This is a genomic window from Colwellia sp. MB02u-6 (genome assembly GCF_014077095.1).
Classification (GTDB): domain Bacteria; phylum Pseudomonadota; class Gammaproteobacteria; order Enterobacterales; family Alteromonadaceae; genus Cognaticolwellia.
This window is the reverse complement of sequence record NZ_JACGVG010000025.1, coordinates 133,230-157,893: the sequence shown is the minus strand read 5'-3', so window position 1 is coordinate 157,893 and position 24,664 is coordinate 133,230. Positions and strand designations below refer to the sequence as shown.

At 37.8% G+C, this 24,664-nt stretch carries 15 protein-coding genes; 7 read left to right on the top strand and 8 right to left on the bottom strand.

Annotation, left to right across the window (positions count from 1 at the left end; genetic code table 11):
• Nucleotides 1-198: 198 nt before the first annotated feature.
• On the bottom strand, nucleotides 199-3,147 hold the full coding sequence (locus H4J46_RS02060) for a UvrD-helicase domain-containing protein (RefSeq protein ID WP_182231908.1): 2,949 nt from the start codon (nucleotides 3,145-3,147) through the stop codon (nucleotides 199-201).
• A 1,085-nt stretch (nucleotides 3,148-4,232) separates the two neighbouring features.
• Complete coding sequence (locus tag H4J46_RS02055; RefSeq protein WP_182231907.1) at nucleotides 4,233-5,741, bottom strand: YdiU family protein; 1,509 nt, start codon at nucleotides 5,739-5,741, stop codon at nucleotides 4,233-4,235.
• Between the two features lie 1,680 nt (nucleotides 5,742-7,421).
• Between H4J46_RS02055 and H4J46_RS02050 the strand changes: the two genes are divergently transcribed.
• The 4 genes from H4J46_RS02050 (at nucleotide 7,422) to H4J46_RS02035 (ending at nucleotide 12,970) form a co-directional block, all read left to right on the top strand.
• Nucleotides 7,422-7,787: a response regulator gene (locus H4J46_RS02050; protein ID WP_182231906.1), complete on the top strand. Its 366-nt coding sequence runs from the start codon at nucleotides 7,422-7,424 to the stop codon at nucleotides 7,785-7,787.
• Nucleotides 7,784-8,413: a hypothetical protein gene (locus H4J46_RS02045; protein ID WP_182231905.1), complete on the top strand. Its 630-nt coding sequence runs from the start codon at nucleotides 7,784-7,786 to the stop codon at nucleotides 8,411-8,413. Before H4J46_RS02050 ends, H4J46_RS02045 begins: the two co-directional genes overlap by 4 nt.
• Before the next feature lie 5 nt (nucleotides 8,414-8,418).
• On the top strand, nucleotides 8,419-9,369 hold the full coding sequence (locus H4J46_RS02040; RefSeq protein ID WP_182231904.1) for a diguanylate cyclase: 951 nt from the start codon (nucleotides 8,419-8,421) through the stop codon (nucleotides 9,367-9,369).
• A gap of 358 nt (nucleotides 9,370-9,727) precedes the next feature.
• Complete coding sequence (locus H4J46_RS02035; RefSeq protein ID WP_182231903.1) at nucleotides 9,728-12,970, top strand: DUF3427 domain-containing protein; 3,243 nt, start codon at nucleotides 9,728-9,730, stop codon at nucleotides 12,968-12,970.
• A 483-nt stretch (nucleotides 12,971-13,453) separates the two neighbouring features.
• Here H4J46_RS02035 and H4J46_RS02030 read toward each other — a convergent pair whose 3' ends face one another.
• The 6 genes from H4J46_RS02030 to H4J46_RS02005 all read right to left on the bottom strand — a co-directional run bounded on the left by H4J46_RS02030 (nucleotide 13,454) and on the right by H4J46_RS02005 (nucleotide 20,585).
• Nucleotides 13,454-14,206 (bottom strand): hypothetical protein, encoded by a 753-nt coding sequence (locus H4J46_RS02030; protein ID WP_182231902.1) that lies wholly within the window; start codon nucleotides 14,204-14,206, stop codon nucleotides 13,454-13,456.
• Nucleotides 14,207-14,306: 100 nt separating this feature from the next.
• Nucleotides 14,307-14,777: a Mov34/MPN/PAD-1 family protein gene (locus H4J46_RS02025; protein WP_182231901.1), complete on the bottom strand. Its 471-nt coding sequence runs from the start codon at nucleotides 14,775-14,777 to the stop codon at nucleotides 14,307-14,309.
• Between the two features lie 5 nt (nucleotides 14,778-14,782).
• Nucleotides 14,783-16,579 carry an E2/UBC family protein gene (locus H4J46_RS02020; protein ID WP_182231900.1) on the bottom strand — a complete coding sequence of 599 codons (1,797 nt, stop codon included), beginning with the start codon at nucleotides 16,577-16,579 and terminating at the stop codon, nucleotides 14,783-14,785.
• On the bottom strand, nucleotides 16,572-17,738 hold the full coding sequence (locus H4J46_RS02015; protein ID WP_182231899.1) for a hypothetical protein: 1,167 nt from the start codon (nucleotides 17,736-17,738) through the stop codon (nucleotides 16,572-16,574). The genes H4J46_RS02020 and H4J46_RS02015 overlap by 8 nt, the downstream gene beginning before the upstream one ends.
• Before the next feature lie 504 nt (nucleotides 17,739-18,242).
• Nucleotides 18,243-20,024: a class I SAM-dependent methyltransferase gene (locus H4J46_RS02010; protein ID WP_182231898.1), complete on the bottom strand. Its 1,782-nt coding sequence runs from the start codon at nucleotides 20,022-20,024 to the stop codon at nucleotides 18,243-18,245.
• Nucleotides 20,025-20,273: 249 nt separating this feature from the next.
• Nucleotides 20,274-20,585 (bottom strand): hypothetical protein, encoded by a 312-nt coding sequence (locus H4J46_RS02005; protein WP_182231897.1) that lies wholly within the window; start codon nucleotides 20,583-20,585, stop codon nucleotides 20,274-20,276.
• Between the two features lie 365 nt (nucleotides 20,586-20,950).
• Here H4J46_RS02005 and sbcB point away from each other — a divergent pair, with 365 nt between their 5' ends.
• The 3 genes from sbcB (at nucleotide 20,951) to H4J46_RS01990 (ending at nucleotide 24,466) form a co-directional block, all read left to right on the top strand.
• Nucleotides 20,951-22,408 carry an exodeoxyribonuclease I gene (sbcB, locus tag H4J46_RS02000; RefSeq protein WP_182231896.1) on the top strand — a complete coding sequence of 486 codons (1,458 nt, stop codon included), beginning with the start codon at nucleotides 20,951-20,953 and terminating at the stop codon, nucleotides 22,406-22,408.
• A gap of 396 nt (nucleotides 22,409-22,804) precedes the next feature.
• Entirely contained in the window at nucleotides 22,805-23,716 is a 912-nt protein-coding gene (locus tag H4J46_RS01995; protein WP_182231895.1) for an NAD(P)-dependent oxidoreductase, read from the top strand.
• Between the two features lie 267 nt (nucleotides 23,717-23,983).
• The gene (locus tag H4J46_RS01990; protein WP_182231894.1) at nucleotides 23,984-24,466 is read left to right on the top strand and encodes a glutathione peroxidase; all 483 of its coding nucleotides are present in this window, start codon (nucleotides 23,984-23,986) and stop codon (nucleotides 24,464-24,466) included.
• Nucleotides 24,467-24,664: the final 198 nt, after the last annotated feature.

Sequence of the window (24,664 nt, the reverse complement as noted above, 5' to 3'; positions counted from 1 at the left end):
TGACGTTGAATATATGTTAACGATTAGTCTTAATTAACTTATGTAGATTAATAACTTCAGATGCTGAAGCTAAATAAAGATCGGAACAAAAACCCCATGCAAACCTATTCATTCAGTTGAGAGAAAATGGCCTTTGCGAATAAACAAAGAAACAAAGAAACAAATTTGGTAGTAAGTTTTATTTAGATAGTTGCAACTTTATTCAGCTTCTACCTTAGGCCAGTTTATTTTTGAGCCATCAAGACCATTTTTACAGCTCATAGGATCATTACCTTTATAGTTTCTACAGCCCCAAAATTCGCCATTTTTACTGGAACGTAACACCATCTCTGCATTACATTTTTCACAAATGGGTATGACATTTTGACATGATGTATTTAAACAAACTTTAAAGCCTTTATGGCGTTTTTGGCTCATGGGGCTCGCACAGTTAGCGCAGGGTTGTTCTGTATGCTCGCAGCGCGGAAAGTGTGAACAGGAATAAAAAGCGCCATACTGACTGGTGCGTTTTTTTAATTTGCCGGTTGCACAAGCCAGACAGTTTAGGTCGTCAATAAATGCTTGGCTGGCTACACTGCCAAATTCATCCAGTTCAAGGTCAAGGCTATGTTCATCAATAAGCTCTTTAACAAAGCAGCTGGCATGGCTCATATCGGCAATAATATAAACTCTGTCTTTAGCCCTAGTTAGCGCCACATAAAATAATCGCCGCTCTTCAGCAAAAGCAAAAGCTTCTTTTTTAGCGAGCAGTGCATCAAGCAGTGCGGGCGTTGCTTTCTCAGAAGGAAAGCCATGCGCGCCTTTTTTCAGTCCCATAATAATCACATAATCAGCCTCTTTGCCTTTTGAAGCATGAAAAGATTGCGCTTCAATATTTAATAGCGAGTATTGATTATTCAAGCGTTTTAACGCTGTTTTACTGGGTAACTGAAACCAAAAACGCGCCAGTAAGTAAACACTTACTGGCTGAGATACTTTAGCTGAAATAGCGGCTAAAACATCATCAACAGCGCCATTTTCTAGCTCATCAATCACCTTTTTGTTCGATGAGTTAAAAGCCGCATTCTCACGTTTAAGCAATGAAACTGCAGGGGCTTGAACCTGTTTAAACGCGTTAATATTTTTATGAATTTGTGCCGGGTTTTTACTAATGAAATTTGTCGCGACTTTGCTAATTTGATTATTAAAACGAAAGGTTTTATCTAATACTGATTGCGTGGTGGCACCAAAATAATCAGCAAAACCTGTGGTTAACCTCAGGTCTGCACCACTAAAACGATAAATAGCTTGCCAGTCGTCACCAACGGCAAAAATTGAACAGGCTTTATTATTATCACGTAATGCTTTAACTAATCGTGCCCGTGGCGCTGATATATCTTGAAATTCATCCACCATAATATAACGCCACGGCGATTGAAACTGCCCCGTTTGAACATAAGCTAGCGCTTTATTGATCATATCTTCAAAATCAATTTCTGCTTGGTGTTTTAAATGGGCCTCATAGGCAATTAAGATTGGTTTAAGTAACACCAGTGCCTTGGTGGTTTGCTGTGGATCAGCCGAATGGGCAATAATCTTATCTTTTAAACTATGGTTTAACGCGCCCTCTAAGGTAGAGTCCACATCAGCCGCTTTATAAAGCCCAACTAACTGACAAAACAAACTAGCGAGTACGGTTATTCGTCCGCTTTCTTTTAAACTTTCCAGTATCGCTTCATCAGGCAGTAATTCAACAGCAATTTTTTGGCGAGTAAAAAACGCTTCTAACGCGCTAATTAACCGCCCTTGTTTATGCTGCGCATAGCTTAATTCAAGACAAGATGTTTGATAATGCTGATGGGTATTTCGCTTCCATGTTATCGCCTCATGATATGCCTTTTTATCAATATAAGGCGCCGTATTACCTTGCTCATCTGTAACATAATATTCAATATAGACATTTAATTCAGGCAGAAAAAAGTTTGGTTGATATTGCCTGCGCACTATGGTTTCGAGCTTGTGTACATAACTAGCCTGGTATTGGTATTCTATCCCGTGATTAAATAACCAATTGGCAATAGTGAGCTCGCCAAAGCTTTTAACCTTATCGCCTTTTAAACTCCGAATATCGTTGTCGGTTAAATATTGGTAGTACTCACCTAAGCTATTAAAATCAAAATCGTTGCGCTCTACGTAATAGTACTTAGTGAAATATTCTATAATCAAATATCGATACTGAGCATGCTGATTAATTAAGCGTTCAAAACAGCCTTGGACCCACTTGGACTTAATTGTTTCATCTGTGGCTAATACCGATAAGCTAGGTTGAGCCCCTTCCACCTGAGCAATAATATTTAGGCCTAAACTATGAAAAGTTGTCGCACTTATTTCAGTGGTCACTAATTTGTCTTTTATTCTCTCATCCATTTGGTCAGCGGCTTTACGGCCATAAGCTAATAATAACATTTCACTATGCTGCGCTTGTTGGCTATTGAATAAATACCCGGCCCGCCCCACCATAACACTGGTTTTTCCTGTGCCAGCGCCCGCTAACAACAAATTATTATCATTGTCGATAATACAAGCTCGCCGCTGATGTAGTGTTAAAGGATTAGACTCGACATTATCAAAAAAGTGTTGATGATGTTGCAGCTGTCGCTTGATATAGCGTTCACGACAATCGTCTATATCCTGTGCTTGCCAATGTTGGTAATGGTTAAGTAATTGCAGTTTTTCAGTCACCATTGCTTTTGCTTTACTGTTGTTGATCCAAGGAAACCAACGCTTAAACTCTTGATGAACGGCTAATTGAACACGTTTAATACTCGATTGTCGTAGATATTGCTCATCGGTGATTTTTTTTATCGTACTTAATAATGTGTCAAGCCGTTGCATGTTAGCCGCGACCCAAAATTGCTGACAATGGCCCTGCTGCATAAGCCTTGAACTATAAGCTAGCATAATAAAAACATAGTTTTTATTGGCCGTTTTTAAGGTGACGATTTGCCCGAAAAAACTGATGCAAAACATTGGTGGGGCTATAAGATCTTGCCATTTAATTTTAATTAAACTGTTTTCAACATCAAAAGATAAGCCAATTTCATTGATATTAATTGTCGTGTTTTTGCCCATAAAACGGCCAAAAATACTTGAAGGAATATATTTCATTTACAACAAAAACCTAACACTGGAGAGAGAATAGCGGGAAAGAACTTATCTTAACATTAGTCATGTCAACAGGTAGGAATAAAAAGCAATAGGCACTTAGCAGGGTCGACTTTAGTCCATCAAGTTAAATGAAATTTAACCGTCAACAGCAAAAAAAGCAATACCGGCTACAGCTACTCGTTAACCCATAACATTAACTGCCCACTAAGCAGTTGACAGACTAAAGTCCATCCTAAAAAAATCAAAAAAACCACAAGAAAAATCACAAGAAAAACCAAAAGCCCAACACCAAACATTCACCCGTAGGCTCTTCGTAGGGTGGACTTCAATCCAACAAGTTAAATGAAATTTAACCGTTAACAGCACAAGTACCAATAAAAAATAATACCCGTGATAGCTACTCGTTAACCCATAACATTAACTGCCCACTAAGCAGTTGACGGACTAAAGTCCATCCTACAAAAATCAAAAAAAACCACAAGAAAAATCACAAGAAAAACCAAAAGCCCAACACCAAACATTCACCCGTAGGATTTTCGTAGGGTGGACTTCAGTCCAACAAGTTAAATGAAATTTAACCGTTAACAGCACAAGTACCAATAAAAAATAATACCCGTGATAGTTACTCGTTAACCCATCACATTAATTGCCCACTAAGCAGTTGACGGACTAAAGTCCATCCTACAAAAAACAGAAAAAATTCACAAAAAAGCACAAAAAAAGCCCAACGCCACATGACACCCGCAGGCCCTTTGTAGGTTGGACTTCAGTCCAACAAGTTAAATGAAATTTAACCGTTAACAGCACAAGTACCAATAAAAAATAATACCCGTGATAGCTACTCGTTAACCCATCACATTAACTGCCCACTAAGCAGTTGACGGACTAAAGTCCATCCTACAAAAAACAAAAGAAACTCACAAAAAAGCACAAAAAAAGCCCAACGCCACATGACACCCGCAGGCCCTTTGTAGGTTGGACTTCAGTCCAACAAGTTAAATGAAATTTAACCGTCAACAGCACATTAACCATGGCTATCGACGTTATTACTCTTGGTTATTCATTATGCAAAATTATAGTGCAGATCAGGTACCGCAATAGGTATGATAAGATTTATCACCTTCAACAGGTGCATCTTGATAGTGTTTAGTATCAGTAATTTCTGTATAAGGTTGTCGCAATACCGCCAAGAATTTATCTAACGCTGTTAAATCACCATTTTCTTGGCAAGACGCTAACAGTGCTTCAATATGATGATTTCTTGGAATAACAACAGGATTAGTGCTTACCATTAACGTGTGTGCAGCCACTTTAAATGACTCAATTCGAGCATACCAACGAGGTAACCATTCATTAAGCATATCGGTTAGTGGTTGTTCAATTTGAATTTTGTTCAGTGCATTCGTTAAAGCAGTGAAGGTTTGCGTGTAATCTAACTTTTGTTTTTGCATAATGGCCAGTAAATCATTAATCAACTGGGCGTCACCTTGCTCTGGCTCATCAATGCCAATTTTAGCCACCATCATAGTTAAGTAACCTTGCTGAATATCTTGATGAAATTGCGCTAATAAAGGCTCTATTTTCGCTACTGCATCATCTTCATCGCTAGCAACTAAAGGTAATAACGTTTCGGCTAGTCTGGTCATATTCCACTGCATAATACCTATCTGTTTACCAAAAGCATAACGACCATTACGATCAATTGAGCTAAAAACAGTGTCTAAATCATAAGCATTCATCATGGCACAAGGACCGTAATCTATGGTTTCTCCTGAAATAGTTGTATTGTCGGTATTCATCACGCCATGAATAAAACCCACCCTTAACCATGAAAGCACTAATGGTATTTGTTTTGACAACACAGCAGAGAAAAATTTAAGCACTTGTTCGCTACTAATATCATCAACCGTTGTTTCATCATCAAGGCTTGTTGTCGTTGTTGCTATCTTCTGTTCAACCAGTAATTCTGGAAAATGTCGATTAATGGCATAATTGGTCAACTTTTTAAGCGAATCAGTATCGTTACGCGCCGAAAAATATTGAAAAGTACCCACTCTGATATGACTTGTGGCGACACGGGTAACAACAGCGCCATCATAAGGTCGCTCGCGATATACATTTTCACCGGTAGTAACCACAGCTAAACAACGTGTAGTTGGCACACCTAGCGCAAACATAGCTTCACTCATCATATATTCGCGCAGCGCTGGGCCAAGCGCACAACGACCATCACCTTGACGTGAAAAAGAACTAACGCCTGAGCCTTTAAGCTGAATATCCCAGCGTTGCCCTTCAGCATCAGCAATGTCACCTAATAAATGTGCTCGACCATCACCAAGATGCGGATTAAAGTTACCAAACTGATGCCCAGAATAAGCTTGTGAAACCGGCTTACTTCCTTCAATTAATTGATTACCTGAGAAGTATTGTGCGATAAGTTCAGCATCATCTTTTTGACTAAAAGGGATAGTTAACGTTTTTGCTAAGGTTTCGTTCCACAGTAATAATGAAGGCGCAGCCACAGGTGCAGGAAATGTTTGCTCTGAAAAGCTGGTGCCAAGTGCTTGGTAGTTATTAGACAGGTTTATAGTCATTTATCTCTCTGGGTAAAGTTTTTATTCATGGGTTGATAACAATTAACGATGCTAATTCACTATCAAATTAACTGTAAATTCACTATGCCATCCATACTAATCATAAGCAATAATGGCGTGCTGATTGAAGGCCTTTGTTTGCCCGTATGGAAAGTCCATCGTTCAACATTTGCCAAAATTCTGGTGTCTTCTCACACGCTTGTTTTACAAAAGTATCAGGATCCCCCCTAATGCGATGCGAGTCGCTTTATTATGATAACTATAACGATACTGGAAAGTTAAGCTACCATGGACTTACATACGAATACTGAGTCATTCTCGGTCAGCTATTACATTGAAACGTTTAATATATTTTTATTAAATAAAAGTATGAATTTCAATCAGCTTAGCCCCCACATTGCCTTATAAACTTTTATAGCTGAGACAAAAAATAAGTTCCGTGGGTCACAAACTGGCTACGTTTTTATTTATAACGTAGAAAACATGATGATACCTAAATGTTACACAATAATTGGCAAATCTAGATTAATCACTTGATTTATAACAACAAAAAAAAACAAAATAAAGTTACACAGAGTAACACTATGAACCAGCCAAGTATCTTGTGGTGCGATGATGAAACATGGCCGCTATAACTAGCCTTTGAAGAACGACAATCTATTTTGTACACCTCCCTGCACACGCTTTTATTTAGTGCGGACTAAGTTAGAATCAGTGTTTTAATATTATATAAAGGAGATAAATGATAAAACTGAGAGATTAGAACTCCCATTCAATTGCCCTACCCCCTTGTACTGACGAACTTATTATTTTCCGCGTGCAAGTCAGAGCCGTAAATTTTCCTATGATTTATTCTAATGCTTAGCTGTTTTTTAACCTAAATTATCCACCTTGAGGTGAAGCTGTATAGACCTATTCATTATAACTATTGTCTACTTCTGTCGCTGTGAGGGGGTTAATCGTGTGAGCCATTGCAGCCCTTAATCGTGAAAATTTATAAATGAGTGTTGAGCAGCAATGAGGCTAGCTATTGCAGTAGGTTAAACAAGAGGTGAATGAACTAATTCGAGCGCGATCGCTTTGCTTTTAATAGGCGTGGGTGATTTAAAAAAATAGCGTCCTCGGCGAGATTCGAACCCAAGACATCACCCTTAGGTTTTCCGCACTCCTATAGCGTGTTCATAATCACAAGTTCACAATTACTATAAAAAGATTTACTAATAAAATCTTCATGAAACTACAGCAAATTTTTGAGCTAGAATGCTGAGTATTCAGTGTCAACAACAGAGCTAGATCAATCAATACTTAACTTTAATTATGTTGCCCTATTAGCTAGTAACTAATATTACTTAACCAATATTGCGATTTATTTTATTACATTAAGAGAATAAAATCATTGATTAACATCTTGAACTGCCTTAGTTTTATCTCAACTATGATTCTAACTTAATAAAATCACCTATTTTTCACGTTGGGTGGTATTATAGCCGTTAGCATTACATTTAGGCCTTTAAAGCTAATAGTCAGTAACCTCACATTAGGCATTCAAAGCTAATTAGTAATTGATTTTTCATGTGTATATTAATTTTATTGATATCTAACTTTAGGACAACCTTGAGTTAAATCTAGAGATTATTATAACTCTCTGCGCTTTTGGTTTACTAACTCAACAGGATAAGAATGACAATTTCTATATTAATTTGTGATGATTCTAATGTGGCACGAAAACAACTCCAAAGAATACTTCCTGAAGGTTGGGCCGCAAACTCACAGATAGTAAAAGACGGCCAAGAAGCACTTGATGTGCTTCGTACTCAGAAGATAGATCTTTTATTTCTAGATTTAACCATGCCGGTATTAGATGGTTTTAGTGTGTTAAGAATAATGCAGGCTGAAGGTATCGTTATTAATACCATTGTTATTTCTGCGGATATACAAGACGAAGCGAAAAGAATGGTTGAGGCCGCCGGAGCATTAGATTTGATTAGAAAACCTGTTTCTGCAAACACATTAATGAACATTTTAAATAAGCATAAGTTACTATGAAAAAGAGTTTCAATTTTACTGAAGATCAACGAGACTATTTACAAGAGATTTGTAACATAGGTATGGGGCAAGCAGGTAAATCGCTTTCTGTTCTATTTGATCAATATGTTACTTTATCTGTGCCTTCAATTGAAATTTTTTCAGCGAAAAATTTAATTACGACATTAAAACGATTAACACCTGCTGAAGAAGTATCAGCAGTACGACAGGGTTTTTATACTCATGTAGTAGATCCTAATATTTGTGGTGAATCCATTACCATTTTCAGTAACACCGACTTCGTGCAGTTGGCACGATTAATTGATTTAGATGACGAAGTCACGTCTGAAGTTCAACAAGAAATGCTCCTTGAAATTTCGAATATTATTAATGGTGCTTGCTTGTCAGGTATGGCCCAACAACTATCAGAACGTATTTTTACTACGCCACCATCGATAATAGGGCAATCCATCATAATCGAGAGTTTACTCAATAAAGAGCACTTGATATGGGATTATGCGCTTTCTATAAAAATACAATTCATTGTTGATAAGCATTCATTTCATTGCGATTTGTTTCTTTTGATGCCAGATTCTTCGGTTAAATACTTACAAGATGTTTTAATCCGGCTTGTTGATAAGTTATAAATATTATGATTAATAAGTACCCTTTCACTAATAATGTCATTGATTGCCTCGACAGTGGCGTTTTTGTTATAGATAAAGATTTTACTGTGCATCTGTGGAACGACTATATGGCTATTCGTTGTCAGTTCACCTCTGATGATATTGTTGGTTTAAATCTCTTAGATTGCTTTCCTAACTTACCTCGCAAGTGGTTTGAAAGGAATATTAAAAGTGTTTTTATTTTGAAAAGCCCAGCTTATTCTTCTTGGGAACAAAGAGCTTATTTATTTAAGTTTCCACACGGACGTTCTGTAACCGGTGGTGTTGATTTTATGTATCAAAATTGCTGTTTTACGCCCGTATTTGGCCAAGATAATAATGTTGAGTATATCTGCGTTACCATTAAAGATGTGACCGATATCGCCATAGCAACCATGAAACTCAAAGATACCGTCATGGAATTAAAGCGTATCAACAGTATTGATGGTTTAACACAATTGTATAACCGATCTCATTGGGAAAAATGTTTCCAAAATGAAGTGAGTCGAGTTAACCGATATGAACACCAAGTTTCTCTTGTTATGTTTGATATGGACTTTTTTAAAAAAATCAACGATCAGTACGGCCATTTGTGTGGTGATGAAGTACTAAGGCAAGTGGCGATACGCTGTACTGAGTCATTACGTTTAAGTGATGTTATAGGGCGTTATGGCGGTGAAGAGTTCTGTGTGTTTTTACCTGAGACCGATTTAAATGGCGCAGCCTATATAGCAGAAAAGCTGAGGCATATTATTTGTGATACACCTGTTTATTATAACTCAATAGCCGTGTCTATATCCGCCAGTATTGGTTTTACCTGCTCTCGTTCATCAAACAATAATCACGAAAAACTAATTCATGAAGCAGATACCGCTTTATATGCTGCAAAAAACAGTGGCCGTTCTCAATGTGTTAGCTTTTTCGATTGCGATGTTTAAGTTAATAACAAAAACTAACGGCTTGCCTTATTATTCGTCTAATAGATTAAAACAGTGACCAGTTACCTCTTGATAGAAGAGGTAACGCACTAAAGCATAGCTCGCTAACGTTTACTCCAACTCCTCATACCGCTCTCTCTATATTCAAAGGTTTTTTCTGTACTTTTTTTTCCTGTACTTTATTGCGGGAAGTAAGAGGTAACTATCAAAAAATATTGCTTAAAATTTTCTTTGGTGCTGTTTTTTTTGTTGATACTTTTTTGCTGACTGCTTTATAAAAAATATAAATCCTCATTTATCTCTTTCTTAATTTACTGTAGCCTACAGCAAGTAAGCGTTTAAAATAAAAAGGATTTTCATGAACACTACGGGTATCTACGAGCAGTTAATTACGCAATTAGTTGAGCAAAACTTAGATAGAGAAACTTTCCATGTTGGTGAGCGGTTATTAGAGACTGGCGAAGCAGCAACCTGGTTATCACGTTTCCTAACCCGGCTTATCGAAATTGCCATGGACTCAGTGCCCATTGGCAAGTCTAGAATTCATGAGCAAATAAACTTAGCAAATACTATTGTGCAGTGGCTTAGCACACACATAAAAGATGAAGCCTTAATCACTGATAACTTACTTGATAGCCAAGGCAAAATTCTTACCGCGTTATTTGATAAATCAAATCCCATTGCTGCTGACTTACCCAAATACGTAGACGCGATTATGCCGATAACCGGGCTCACACAAAGTGAGTTGTTTTGCGGTAGTAATGTTGGTGTTTCGCTAGAGACTGAAATTAAAAGAGAGATCCAATCGTCAGATAAAATTTATTGGCTGGTCTCCTTTATCAAATGGACTGGCATTCGAATATTTAAAAATGAATTAGAGTCTTTCGCCCGTAGTGGTAAACAATTAAAAATAATCACCACCTCATACATGGGCGCTACTGATGCAAAAGCGGTAGAGTTTTTAGCATCCCTGCCCAACACTGAAGTTAAGCTTAGTTACAATACTAACCGTGAACGCCTGCATGCAAAATCGTATTTATTTATGCGTAATACCGGCTTTCATACCGGTTATATTGGCTCGTCTAATTTATCACATTCGGCCTTAACCAGTGGCTTGGAATGGAACCTTAAAATTACCTCACAAGAAATACCACATATTATTGAAAAATCGCTCAGCACTTTTGAAACCTACTGGGAATCACCGGACTTTGAACACTTTGATGGCAAAGCAGCAAGCCGTGAAAAGCTAAATACCGCACTGCAAGAAGCAAAAGGCACGTTCAATAACGCAACGCTAAGTTTTTATTTTGATATCAAACCACACTCACATCAGCAAACTATATTAGAAAAATTACAGGTTGAGCGAAACTTGCATAATCGCTACCGTAACTTAGTTGTTGCGGCAACAGGCACAGGTAAAACCATTATTTCTGCTTTTGACTTTGCGCGTTTCTATACTAAAAATCCCAAAGCAAAGTTTTTGTTTATTGCCCACAGAGAAGAAATATTAAAGCAGGCACTCGGTGCTTATCGTGGCGTATTAAAAAATAGCGCTTTTGGTGAGTTATGGGTTGGTAATAACAAACCAAGCAAATATCAGCACCTCTTTGCCTCAATTCAATCGTTAAATAATCAGCTTAACAGCCATACAGAACAATTAGCCTTAAGTAAAGATTACTTTGATTACATTGTTATTGATGAAGTTCATCATATTTCAGCGAGTAGTTATCGCACGGTATTAAAGCACTTTAGCCCACAAATACTTTTAGGATTAACGGCAACACCCGAGCGCCATGATGGTACCGATATCCTCAGTGATTTTTGTAATGTTATTGCCGCAGAAATACGCTTACCTGAAGCGATAAATCAACGCCACCTTTCGCCCTTTCAATACTTTGGTATAGATGATGATACCGACTTAACTAAAATTTCGTGGTCTAAAGGCCGTTATGATATTGCCGAGTTAACTCATCTTTATACCTATAACGACCAAAGGGTTTTGCGCATTATACAAAGCTTACAAGAGGTAGTTACCGACATATCACAAATGCGCGCCCTCGCCTTTTGTGTTAGTAAAGAACACGCAACATTTATGGCGCAAAAATTCACCCTGCATAATATTACTTGTGGTGTATTAACCAGTGATAACAGTAGTGAACGAGAGATTCAGCAGCAGCGACTTAAATCAAAGCAAATAAATGTACTGTTTGTCGTTGATATATTTAATGAAGGTGTCGATATTCCAGAGCTAGATACCTTACTGTTTTTACGTCCTACCGAAAGTTTAACTATTTTTCTACAGCAACTCGGTCGAGGTTTACGCTTAACTGAAAATAAAGAATGTTGCACTATTCTAGATTTTGTCGGTAATTCACGACCAGAATATGACTTTTCTAGTAAGTTTAGAGCCTTAGTAGGGAAAACCAATCAGGCCATTGGCAAAGAAGTTAAGCAAGGCTTTCCTCACCTACCCTTAGGTTGTCGCATTGAATTGCAAGAAAGAACGCAAGCCATGATCTTGAAAAACATTAGCCAAGCGTCGCTGAACAAAAATAGGTTATTCAGCTTAATTAATAACTTCCCTCATGTAACAGACTTAGCCTTAACGCTAAGCAACTTTTTACACCTCAACCCTAACATTACCTTAGAAGATATTTACAAGATCAAAATTGGCGCATTTGGTGGTTGGTCAGTATTAGTTGCTGCAAGCAAGAACAACGAAATAGCGCTAGAGAATAAAGCACTTTATGCGGCTTATTATCGAGCCATCAATAATAGACTACTCAACTGTTCATCAATTTCGTATTTACGTTTTATTAAAGCGCTTTGCGATAACGATTTTTCAATACCGGCATTCAATGGTGATCACACAGAGACAAACGCCCAACAGCGCCAACAACAGTTTGCCTTAATGTGTCACTACGATTTTTGGGATAAAGCAGGTAAAAAAAGTGTGAGTGCTGACGTATCTGGTAGCTTAAGGGAAAGTTTAAATAAAAGTTTAGCTGCGCTGAAAGACCCTACACTTCAAGGTGAGTTAAGCGAGGTTATTTCAATGCTTATTGAACTGCTTGAAGTCAGTGAGTTTGCTATGCCAACAGTGGGTAACTCGAAAGTAGATGCCTCACCACTTAACATGCATGTTCGCTACCCGAAAGAGCATATTCTTGTCGCATTTGGTGATAGTACTTTTACTAAAAAGTCATCTAGCCGTGAAGGTGTGTTAAATATTGCTAACGCTAATACCGAGCTGTTATTTGTTACCTTGAATAAATGCGAAAAACAGTTTTCAGCCACCACCAGGTACCACGATTACGCCATAAGCCCAACCTTGTTTCACTGGCAAACTCAGAACAGCGCACGACCCAATTCAGGCCGAGGTTTAGGTTACATCCAACAGAAACAAACGAAGAAGATCATCCTGTTATTTGTCCGTGAACAAGGCAAAGATGAAAATGGTAGAACCATGGGTTTTGTCAATTTTGGTCCAGTAGATTTTGTAAAATATGAAGGTAGTCAGCCAATGAATATCACATGGAAGTTAAAACATCCCATGCCAGCATATTTGTGGCATGAGACGGCTAAGTTGGCGGTGGGCTGATTTATTTAATATCATTAAAAAGTTGCAATTATTCTGGAGCTCTTATTATTAGCTGCCCTGATAATGGAGCGTAATTGTTCATACAGAATGGGATTAGTATTTAAAACATTAACTTATGCCACATAGCTGAGCTAATTTAGACACGAATTTGTCTTAATAAATAGTCCACTTAGCCACCATTGCGGTCGTTCATCATCAAATTATAATGCTAATGGAGACGTTATAGTTTACTTTGCTAACGGCAGCTCCAAGACTTAAAGTGGTCGTTAGCATCAATGATTCCTTTATGACTTCTGATCCGACAAAGTAGACATAGCACAATGACTTTAATGTTTAGTAATAGCGAACTGCGGGCGGTCAAGTTAACTATCTTTTGCTCCCAAGTGTGTAATATAAATTTAAGGCAATAGCGCAAACTGTATGTGATGATTTAGTCTAAAAACTGTATTAATCTATTGCACCATGACATCAATATATTTTGTTTTAGTTTATTTTGTCGCAAGCAGCTAGTAATCTTCTTCCATATGCAAATGCGCGGATCTTAACCCAATTTTCATTAACAAAAAATAATGAGTTGAGCATTAACAATAATAAAAAAACGAACAATGCTGTTTGTTCAAAAGGAATAGTGAAAATTATCTTTAAATTAATAACTTTATCTACCATATGAGTCATGTAAATAATCAACGATGAAACAATCAAGGAAGAAGCAGATATAATTGCAGATAACCATTTAAACGCATACGTATTACGACTATAGCCATACGTAATAAGTTCACCAAAGATTAAATTGTACTTTTGTTTATCTCTTGTATGTTCAAGAAGGTACCTAATAGCACTGTCATATTTTTTGTCTGCAATAACAGGTTCAGCAGCTTCCTCGTCAGGCGTAATAACCTCATAGTCAGAAATATGTTTACTTAAAAAGTTTTGATATCGCTGTTTTGTATTTACATCGATCTCATCATTTCTATATCTCAAAAGTAAAGTTGATGGGCTGCCTCCCCATTTATTAAATAATTTTTTTTGAACTATATTTCCTCTGGTTGACATTTGATTTGCGGTATAACTCATAACACCAAAAGACGTTAAAAAAGTAATCAGAGCGCCACCTGCACTTCTAGCTGGCTCGTAAAAAGTTATAATTGATAAAGCAATGGGTAAAACAATAAAAGCAGCAGGTTTAACTCTTGCCCGAAGTGAGTATGTATCAAATAATTTAGCTAGTGATTCCATATTTTTCTATCTCCTAAATTTCCATTTTGTATTTGTTATTTCAAGAAAATTTTTATATATCTTTTGGGTGTTAACTTAATATGTTCACCCAAAGATAAAGCTATAAAAGCGTTTTAACTTTACATTTATGTACTATTCTTCCATCTGCTAAAGCTACGTAAGAATTTTTAAAACTATTTGATTGACATAAAATTAATATCACAAAAAAAGTCAGATCATGTTTAGATTTCCTAAATAACGACTTTATGGTCTTTAGATCTTGAGTTGAGGGTGAAGGACTTAACTCAGGGTGAGTGTGCCAATCTCCAATATAATAAAAACCATTTTTATAGTTTTTGTCGATCATGGTTTGGGCTGTACGCTTGTTCGGTATAAAACCAAAACGTTTTCTTACATCTAGATCTGATGCAGATGAAATTAAATCGATGTCGACAACATTAGAAACTAGAGACGAAGTGAAAAGCATACCACCTGTTTCTAACTTAGCTCCAGTTTGGCGATATTTTTGAAGTTCATGTATGACGTTGTCGGAAAATGATAACTCTAGGTCTAACTCTTCACTCCTAAACACTACCATTACTGCTTAATCCAATTATTTCCGTCATAAACGAATCGCTTCTGACATTTACCTTCACCGGGGGAACCGTACTCGTTAATCCAAGAGTTTGACCATGTACCATTTAGTCGCTTTAGTTCGTCCGTAGACTCAAACCAGACTGTATGTGTTGGCGGTAATAGTTCATCAGAGGTTAAATGGATTAATACTGTTTCAGCAAGCATTGATTGTGTATGAGTTAGAGGTATTACACCATAAGGTTGAAAAGAGCCAGCACAAGCAGGTATGTTCTTAATGGTTGATCTTTGCCATTGTGTAACAGGTGTTTTTAATTTTCCAACTTTGTTGGTCTCAAGAATGTGCAAAGAATTAAATGCATTTGAGTTTTGCGGATTAACTATAACATGGCCTGCCATTGCATGAGCCTCAACAAATGAAAATACGATAGGGCCGAAGTTGTGCTGGGTTTGCATATCCAGCAATGCTTGGTCTGTCAACCAATTAGCTGTACAACTTACAATCATTTCGGAATCTTCAAGTGCTGTAAATGAGACTCCGCTTTCATCATAGGCATTCCACCCCTTATAAGCGTTTATATTTGATAATGGAAAATCTGATCGAAGTCGTTTGGCTAACTCTTCTGTCTTACTAAATCCTGCGGAAGAACAACCTAATAAATGTCGAGAAGGGTTCTCAGTACCTAAAAGTTCATCGTCAAACAGGTTTAAATTCATAACGCCAGATTGTAATAATAATCTAGCAGTTGCGCCGCCAATAGAGCCGCAGCCAATAATAGAGATAACATCATTACTAAATCTTATAACGCCGGTATTGTGATCTCTTCCCATAAGCCAACTATGGTCATGTCTAGTTACATTACGGCCAAAAATTTTAAAATTGGAAACCCGTTGTAAAAAAGTCGCTATCGGCATGGTCTTGTTAAATCCATGCTTAGCTGTAACCTTGTTATATTTATTTTTTCGCTTGTTAATTGAGCTTTCAAACTCAATAGCAATTACACAAAGATTGTCAGGAGAATTAAATGATATTATTAACGATGGATATGAGTGTTTTACGTTAATGGTATGCAACAACTCACGTTCAATAAAATCCATGTTTTGATTTGAGCTATCCGTTTTGACTAGCTGCAAAAGCTCTTTAGTTGTATTTGGAAATTGTGATGGATGCCAAGTCTCTTTTAAGCATATCAATAAACTCCGCTCTAATGGGTAGTTTGAAGCACCAACATTTCTAGAACTAATGTTATCGAGAAATGCAATTAATGCAGTTTCGTTGTCTCCAAAGGTATGCTGTCCTTTGGAATAATTAACAACAATTCGTCTGGTTCGTTTTTTTTGCAGGTCACAAATGCTACGTTTAAAGTTTTCCGTTTTATTATGGTAGTGCCAGTAGCTGGTAAACTCATTATGAAAATCCTGATCTAGTGCACCAGTTAATCCATCTGAGATTAGCAATACAGCATGTTCCAATAGCTCTACAATAAATAAGAGATCATTAGGATTAACACATGTCATGCCATCCCAAACACACAACTTGCCTTTGTCTTCTAAGTGAGGAAACGACAACACTGGTAGTTTAGGGGTTTTCAGGAATATATTGGGTAAGCAAGCAGGAAAAGAACCTGGGAGTACAAGATCTATAGTAACAGACTCATTATTATGCCTTATTTCCAGCTCTAATTCCCATCCAGAAAGGTTATCAGAGTAATTTTTCAACTCAACTGTTGATAACTTTCTCGCTCCGAAAGGAGCAATAAGTGTATCAATTTCATCAACTATATCAGTTTGGTTATGCATAGCCGCCGCTACCATCACGATTAACTTTTTGTGGTGTAGCATTGGAGTTGGCAGACAAACTTGCCGCTGATTTTACCTTAGCGCCACTACTCTCGATGACTATGGTAAGAGGAATGTTTTCCTTTTTGCTGTTCTTGTGATCGTCAACACATTTAAATGACCCTTTGACGTGATTCGCTATTTTTTCGTATTCCTTTTTTGCTTTATGAGCTGGGGGGTTGTTATCATCATTTTTAATTTCATTGCAACTAGCTACTATGATTGCACTGTTATTTGCTTCATTTAATGCACTTAATGCGTCATTTGATACTTTGGCTACTGTTTTATTTTTTTTGGCTTCCTTTAAACTGTCGTGACTTATTGAACGCCATGAGCAGTGGTGTGGAACCTGAAGAACATTATAAGACAAATCCTTTGTCGTTTTAGAGTCGGACTTACGTTTCCACAATGCTTCATTGCAAGCTACCTCGGCATCACCGAGAGTAAAAAATTGTGTGGAACAACCGTTTACTTTAATCGCATAGTTCATCATTACGCTAGATTCGTTTGAACTGAGTTTGTCCTCGTCTGTTTCCAACTCTGAAATAGGGCTTGGACCTAATAATTTAACTGAGAGATCGCTAGTCATTTTTATTTCAGAGTCCAACTTATGTACGATACTCTGTATATCGTCAGTTTTACCTTTTTCGTCTTCACCAAGTACCTTTACTAAATCACCACATTGACCAAGCTTATTGTTCTTTTTGTAAAGATTTACACGACGTTTTATTTCTTTATTAAACGCTTTAGCATCTTCACATAGCGTTAAACTATTTTTCTTACTATTTTTTTCTGCACGTCGGAAAACAATAGGAGATGAATAAACCTCATTGATAAATATTTTGTTATCGTTTTTTTTCCAACCAGACGGTTCTCCAAGGTGAAAGTGTTCCTTTATGCCTTTACAATGATCTTCATCAGGATGACTCCATACGAAAAAGTCAACGAATAATCGATTTTTACTATCTCGGGGTAAACACTCTCTAAGTTGCTTGACAACATCAGGACATTCTTTGCCAGAACGTATGTTGCAATCAATTAGAATATTTTTACCAGAATTGGTGGTAATGAGAGTCATATCTCCGTTACCTACGGGGAAGAACTTGATTGTAGCTGTCATATCGTTCCTTTGAATTAGAGCGCAATTTTAGTGTAAGGTTTTATTTTAAAGGTACGACAAATAGTTGATTATTAATAAGTAACTATGCTGTAACTTTCAAAACGCCTTTTTTAATGTGTGGGTATAAAACATAAAAATACAATCATTGTATTAAATAAAGTTCAGTATTTTAGATATACAAAATCAAATAAGCTTTGTATAAATATTAAGAGGCAAACAAAGTATCAAGAAAAGGTCATCAATAGGTTCATTGTGACTGCTAGATATATTGATTCGGCTCTTTATTTATGACCGCTTACAGCCTCAAAGCTGTCGGTATGGTGCTAAAACCTTAGGTCTTCTTTTCATGGCTACGCTCCTTTACTTTAAGGATAGCGTTGCATTCACCATTTGAACTCAAGGCTTAAAGCGGACATTAGCCATGACTGTCTGCTAATGTCTCCAATGCGCACCAAAGAAACATGCTAGTTAAAGAATAAATGAGGACAGAGTAAATTGAAACATTCACCACTCTCTCAACTGCTGCATTTCTTTCAGTCGTCCACGTTGCATCACCAAAGCTTCAAACAAATCATCTACTGACGAGTTATCTGAATTTAACCCCGGCAAGGCAATATTAGCCTCAGCGAAAAATCGTTGCTGAATCTGATCTTCTGGTTCAAGCCAAGCAACTTGCCACCAATGCTGAATTCTTTCTTTAGCCTGCTTTAATTTCTGCTCGGTTGGCAATCTATCGCTTTTTTGATTATTCACTTGGCTATCGGTTTTCAATAAATTCCATAAATCGTTATTGGGCCATCGGGCAAATGGCATACTGTGATCAATATCGTATTTTTGTTTTAATGATTTAGCCGACCATACGCAGTGTATTTTTTCGTCTTTTGGCAATGCGTTTTGTATGATGTTAAAGCGTTCACGTACCTCAACAGTACTGCGTTTAGGCTCTTCCCAGTTTAAGGCTTGAAATAATTTGTATTGTTTTTCAGGCGATTTATATTGAGCATTACCGGCATAACTTGCCATGGTTTTTACCCATTCATTAACTAGTACAGGTTCAATCCAACAGGCGTAGCGATTAAACGCTAACCAAGTCGATTCAGGCAGTGAAAATTCGCCCCATTGTTCAAGGGTTTGTAAATCAAGAAATATGCTGTCTTTGGCTGTTACGGTTTTGCTGGCTACTTCAAATACGGTGTTGTTACTATTAGCTTCTCTATTAGGGAAGGTGATATAACGACATGGCATCGTTTTAATATTACTGACTGCCGCAGAGAGTGTCTTATGCAGCGCGATAGCATCGTCACCGGTAAATAGATTGCCAATACGATAATCTGACGCGCTGCGATGGGTTAATTTCTGCCAACCATTCGCTTTCATAAACCCCATGTTGGGGCTTTTATTCGGTGTTTGAAATATATTGTGGCTATCAATTAAGTCTTTGTACTGATGACACCAATACAGCGCCACTAAGCCTACGGGTAAAATAACGCGATCGCCAAATGGTGATGGCTCTCGCCTTAGCACTGCGCCTGCATAGCCATCAGCAATTCTTAATAAAACTCTAAGTAAGGCCAGTTTATGGGTTGCTGATTTGCCATCGTTTAGTGCTACATGGCGAATAAAAGGAAAAGCGCCCGTGCCATCGTCTGGCATTTGCAATACTAGGGTTTGCCATGAAACGTGATCACGGCCGAGTTTGTCTGATTCTTTTGGTGTTTCTAATTGAATGAATAAGCCAACATCGCTAGCGAGTTGTTTGAGTTCGTTAGCACACACGGTATGCATTTTACGTTCATTGCAATCCTCAATGGTTTGTCCATGCCTGAGAGAAATAACCAGTTTGCCACCGGGTTTAAGTAAATTAGCTAATTTACGTATTGAGCGAGCACGATCACCTACAGGTATATGCATCCAAACCGCGCTTAAGAGGATTAAATCAAAGCTGACTTCTTGTTTGGTGATAACGTTTAATGCGGGTAATGAATCTGTCAGCCACTTTACGTTTAGCCCTGTGGTTTGGTTTGCACCCAGTTCAGCCAATAGGTTGGCAGGTTCAACAGCCACTACTTGAACCTTGTTTTCGGTGCCGTGAGTGCGCGCGGCAAGTTGCGCTATATGTTTAGCATCGCGACCAGAGCCTGCACCAATATCAAGAATACGCGCATGAGCATTTTTTATAACGGATGGCAAAAGTTGCGACCAACTTTGATGTACCTCATCAAATGATTTTGACAGGTATTGCTGGGCTAGCTTATTGGCATTTTCATTATAAAATTGAGCAGGCAAGCGCGGGTTCCTTTCGCGTAGATATCTTTATCATTCTATTGTGACACAAAGTTTATCCATATTGTTGTTTTCTATCAATGCATTACAAATTGATACAATCAGATATTTTCATATAAATTAGAAAGGAAATTCAAAAGACCATCTAGTTCAAATTCATTTGGTGAGTGGTTGTTATTACCATAAATGGTCATCATTGTTGCAACCATACCCATTAGCCCGGTAGCGGCCTTTCAGTAGTTATTTAGTTATTTAGTTGTTTGGCTTTTTGGCTAAAATACTCTGTGCGACCCAATGCCGCATTCCATCAAAAGTAATAGTGAAGTGCTTTTTAACCCAGTTTTCACTTAAAGTATTCGCTTTCTTGGGCGTATTTTTAACCCATTTATCTGTAGTAGTTATGTAGTTGTGATGAGTAGATACTTTATATTTTATTTCAGTAACACTTTCAAACCAATGCTGAACTAATGTTATCAACGTAAATTTCGCTTCATTCTTATTTTTATGTTGCCATAAAGGCTTAGGGTTTTTCCCATCAAATAATAATCCCTTAAATTTTGGCACTCAGTTTCTGATATCACGCAAAGACACGTTAGGGCAATGCCCCAATCTCAAATGGTCAGCTTTATTGTTATAACGATGGCTGAATTGCCAAACCATTTTGCCTTTTGCAGACACGCTTATACTGATAGAGTCTCGATCAGCAAGCTCGAAAAGTTTATCATGGCTCTTATTATGATATTTCTTTAATATAGGATGTGATAGCTTCATCCACTATCTACACAAGGGTTAGTTTTTTGTAGGTATTTTGTAGGTATTTTGTAGGTAACAGTGCAGACAAAAACAATGAATAAACATAAATAACTTAGCTCTCAATAAAACAAAAAAAGTTAATTTCAGGCCAATAAAAACGGGACAAAAACATACCAATGCCAACCAATCAAAACACACATACACAAGCTACAATCCTTTGGCACGATTATGAAACCTGGGGGATATCACCAAAATTTGACAAACCCTCTCAGTTTGCCGGTATTCGCACAGATCTCGATTTAAATATTATTGGTGAGCCCGAAATGTTTTATTGCTCGCCACCTGCTGATTATCTGCCGCAGCCTGAAGCTTGTTTAGTTACGGGTATTACCCCGCAAAAGGCTTTGCGAGAAGGCTTAAGTGAGGCTGAATTTGCTGAGCGTATTCACGGACTATTTTCCCAAGCTAACACTTGTGTCGCTGGCTACAACAGTATTCGCTTTGATGACGAGGTAACTCGCTACTTATTCTATCGCAACTTTTACGACCCTTACGCGCGTGAGTGGCAAAATGGTAATAGCCGCTGGGACATTATAGATATGGTACGCGCTTGCTATGCCTTGCGACCTGAAGGTATTGAATGGCCAACTGTTGAACGCGACGGCGAACAAGTGGTTAGTTTTCGTTTAGAGTTGCTAACAAGAGCGAATGGTATTGACCATGAAGCGGCGCATGATGCGATGAGTGACGTATATGCCACTATCGCTATGGCCAAGCTGATTAAAGAAAAGCAGCCAAAGTTATATGACTTTATCTTTAATTTGAAGAACAAAAAGCAAGTGGCTGAACTCATTGATGTTTACCACATGACCCCTATTGTTCATACCTCAAGTAAAGTCTCTTCTTTACATGGTTGCACTAGCTGGTTTGCGCCGATTTGTTATCACCCTATTAATAAAAATGCTGTAATAGCGGTAGATTTAGCGCTTGACCCATCGCCGTTATTTGCACTGTCTAGTGCCGAGATAAAAGCACGTTTATATACCCGTTATGATGAATTAGCAGAAGATGAATTGCCGATCCCGGTTAAGTTAATTCACTTAAATAAGTGCCCTATTGTCGCGCCAGCAAAAACTTTGTTACCTGAAAATGCTGAACGCTTAAATATTCCTCGCGAGCTTTGTTTAGAGCATCTAAAGAGCCTTAAGCAATATACTGAACTTAGAGATAAATTAACCGATGTTTTTGCCAGTAATGACTTTGATGATAAACCAGTAGAAGCTGAATTTGCCTTATATGGTGGAGAATTTTTCTCTCATGGCGACAAAGCGCAAATGGATATATTGCACCAACTAGCGCCAGAGCAATTGGGCACGCACCCTTTTCAGTTTCAAGATAAGCGATTAAACACCCTGTTGTTTAGTTATCGGGCGCGTAACTTCCCTTATACCCTAGACGACGGCGAGCAACAAAAGTGGCAGGCGCATTGTCAAGACCGTCTTCAGTATGGCACTAAAGGTTTATTGAGCGCTGATGAGTATATGATGAAGTTAGAAAACTTGGCCTTTGAACATGAAAATAACACCGAAAAAATGCAGTTACTAAAAGCCTTGTTTGAATATATCAGTAAATAATATTGCTTGAATTGATTATACCGGTTTTATTGATTAGCTAGCCTAGTTTATGCCTAGCAAAAATAGCCAAATTCAAGGCCTTTATTTTAATAACGCCTTGTGCTGATGGTTTGCTAAATAGCGTGGTAGTGATAATGGTAGTGTTAGTGGGTGATTGAAACCAGGTAACATAATCAGCAAATGAGTGAGCTTGGTATTGTTTAATGCAAAATTATTTAATGAAAATAATTTAATGATTATATACCGGCGCTACTTTTTATCATTTACTTGGCATTGATGACGTAAATTGCAACGAATTTTTAAATACAACCGCTGACTTTAGCTGATATTTAAGCCGTTTAAAACCCAGTAAAATTTTGCTCCATACAACAGCTATCAGCTAAAGCTAATCACTCCATGTCTGCTACAAACGTTAACAAATTTAATTTTAATAGGTTGAACAATATGAAAAAAGTTTCTTTTATTGGTTTAGGTGTTATGGGTTTTCCTATGGCGGGCCATTTGCAAAAAGCGGGTTATGACGTGACCGTTTATAATCGCACAACAACAAAAGCTCAACACTGGGTAGCGCAATATGGCGGAGCCATGGCTAGCACACCAGCAAAAGCGGTGAACGACAGCGATATTGTTTTTGTATGTGTCGGTAATGATGATGACCTACGCCAAGTGGTTTTAGGGCCAGAGGGCGTATTTTCAGGCATGAAAACTCAGGCTATTCTTGTCGACCATACCACAGCGTCGGCCACGGTTGCCCGCGAACTCGCAGAACAAGCTACTGAGCTTAATCTAGGGTTTTTAGATGCGCCAGTATCAGGTGGTGAGGCTGGCGCTATTAATGGCCAATTATCAATTATGGTTGGCGGCGAGCAAAACACATACGCCTCAGCTGAAAGTGCGATGCAATGCTATGCCAAATTTAGTAAATTACTTGGGCCTGTCGGTAGCGGCCAATTGGCAAAAATGATGAACCAAATTTGTATCGCGGGTGTTATTCAAGGTTTAGCTGAAGCATTGCATTTTGGCCAAAACGCAGGGCTAGATTGCGAGCAGGTTGTTGAAGTGATCAGTCAAGGCGCTGCGGGGTCTTGGCAAATGAATAACCGTCATAAAAGCATGTTAGAAGGCGAGTATGATTTTGGTTTTGCGGTTGACTGGATGAGAAAAGATCTCGACATTGCCCTAACTGAGGCAAAAAATAATGGCTCTACCCTGCCATTAACCGCGCTAGTAGATCAATTTTATGCCGATGTACAAAAAAATGGCGGTAAACGCTGGGACACCTCAAGCTTATTGACCCGATTGTCATAACTTATCAAGCGATATTTTAACGCTCAGGCGAAATTTCATCTGTATTTTTACGCGTGATTTTCGTCTTTTTCAGCTGTTTTTATAAGCTTTAACTTTTATCAGCTCTTTAGTACCCACTCGAGCAAACTCTACACATCAGCCACTTGCTAGCTATTATTATCCGCTAAATATCATTACCCACTAGATGAAAGTGCTGGCGCGTTAATCTTGTTAATTTCACGCCTATACCTTATTCTGTTTTGACATTGATCCAACCCGTTGAGTCTTATGACAAACACTATTTACACCTTTGGTGCCAACAATTATAAAAATGAAGCCGTTGATTTTACTAAATATCAAGGCAAAACCCTGTTGATCGTTAATACGGCTAGTGCTTGTGGTTTTACGCCACAATATGCAGGTTTAGAAACACTATATCAAGAATACAAAGACAAAGGTTTTGAAGTACTCGCTTTTCCTTGTAACCAATTTGGCAAGCAAGAAAAAGCTGAGAACAGTGAAATTAAAAAGTTTTGTGATCTTAACTTTAAGATTTCATTCGACCTGTTCAGTAAAATAGAGGTCAATGGCGATAACGCTCACCCGTTATATCAGCACCTAAAAAATGCAGCGCCAGGGCTGTTAGGAAGCAAAAGTATTAAATGGAATTTCACAAAATTCTTGGTTAATAATCAAGGTAAAGTGATAAAACGTTATAGCCCAAGCACTAAGCCCGCCGATATTGCCAGTGATATCGCTGCAATACTTTAATCAGTTTTAGTCGCCTAAAAAGACCGAGCCTAAGCCTAGATAATCTAGCTTTGGGCTATTTTTTTTAGTTTTTTGTAGGTCGGACTTTAGTCTGACAACCGTTAAACAGGCAATTAACCTGATGGGTTAACAACCACGGGCAGCTAATATGTTTTTTTCACTCAAAATTCAAACCAAAAACAGTTAAATTTCATTTAA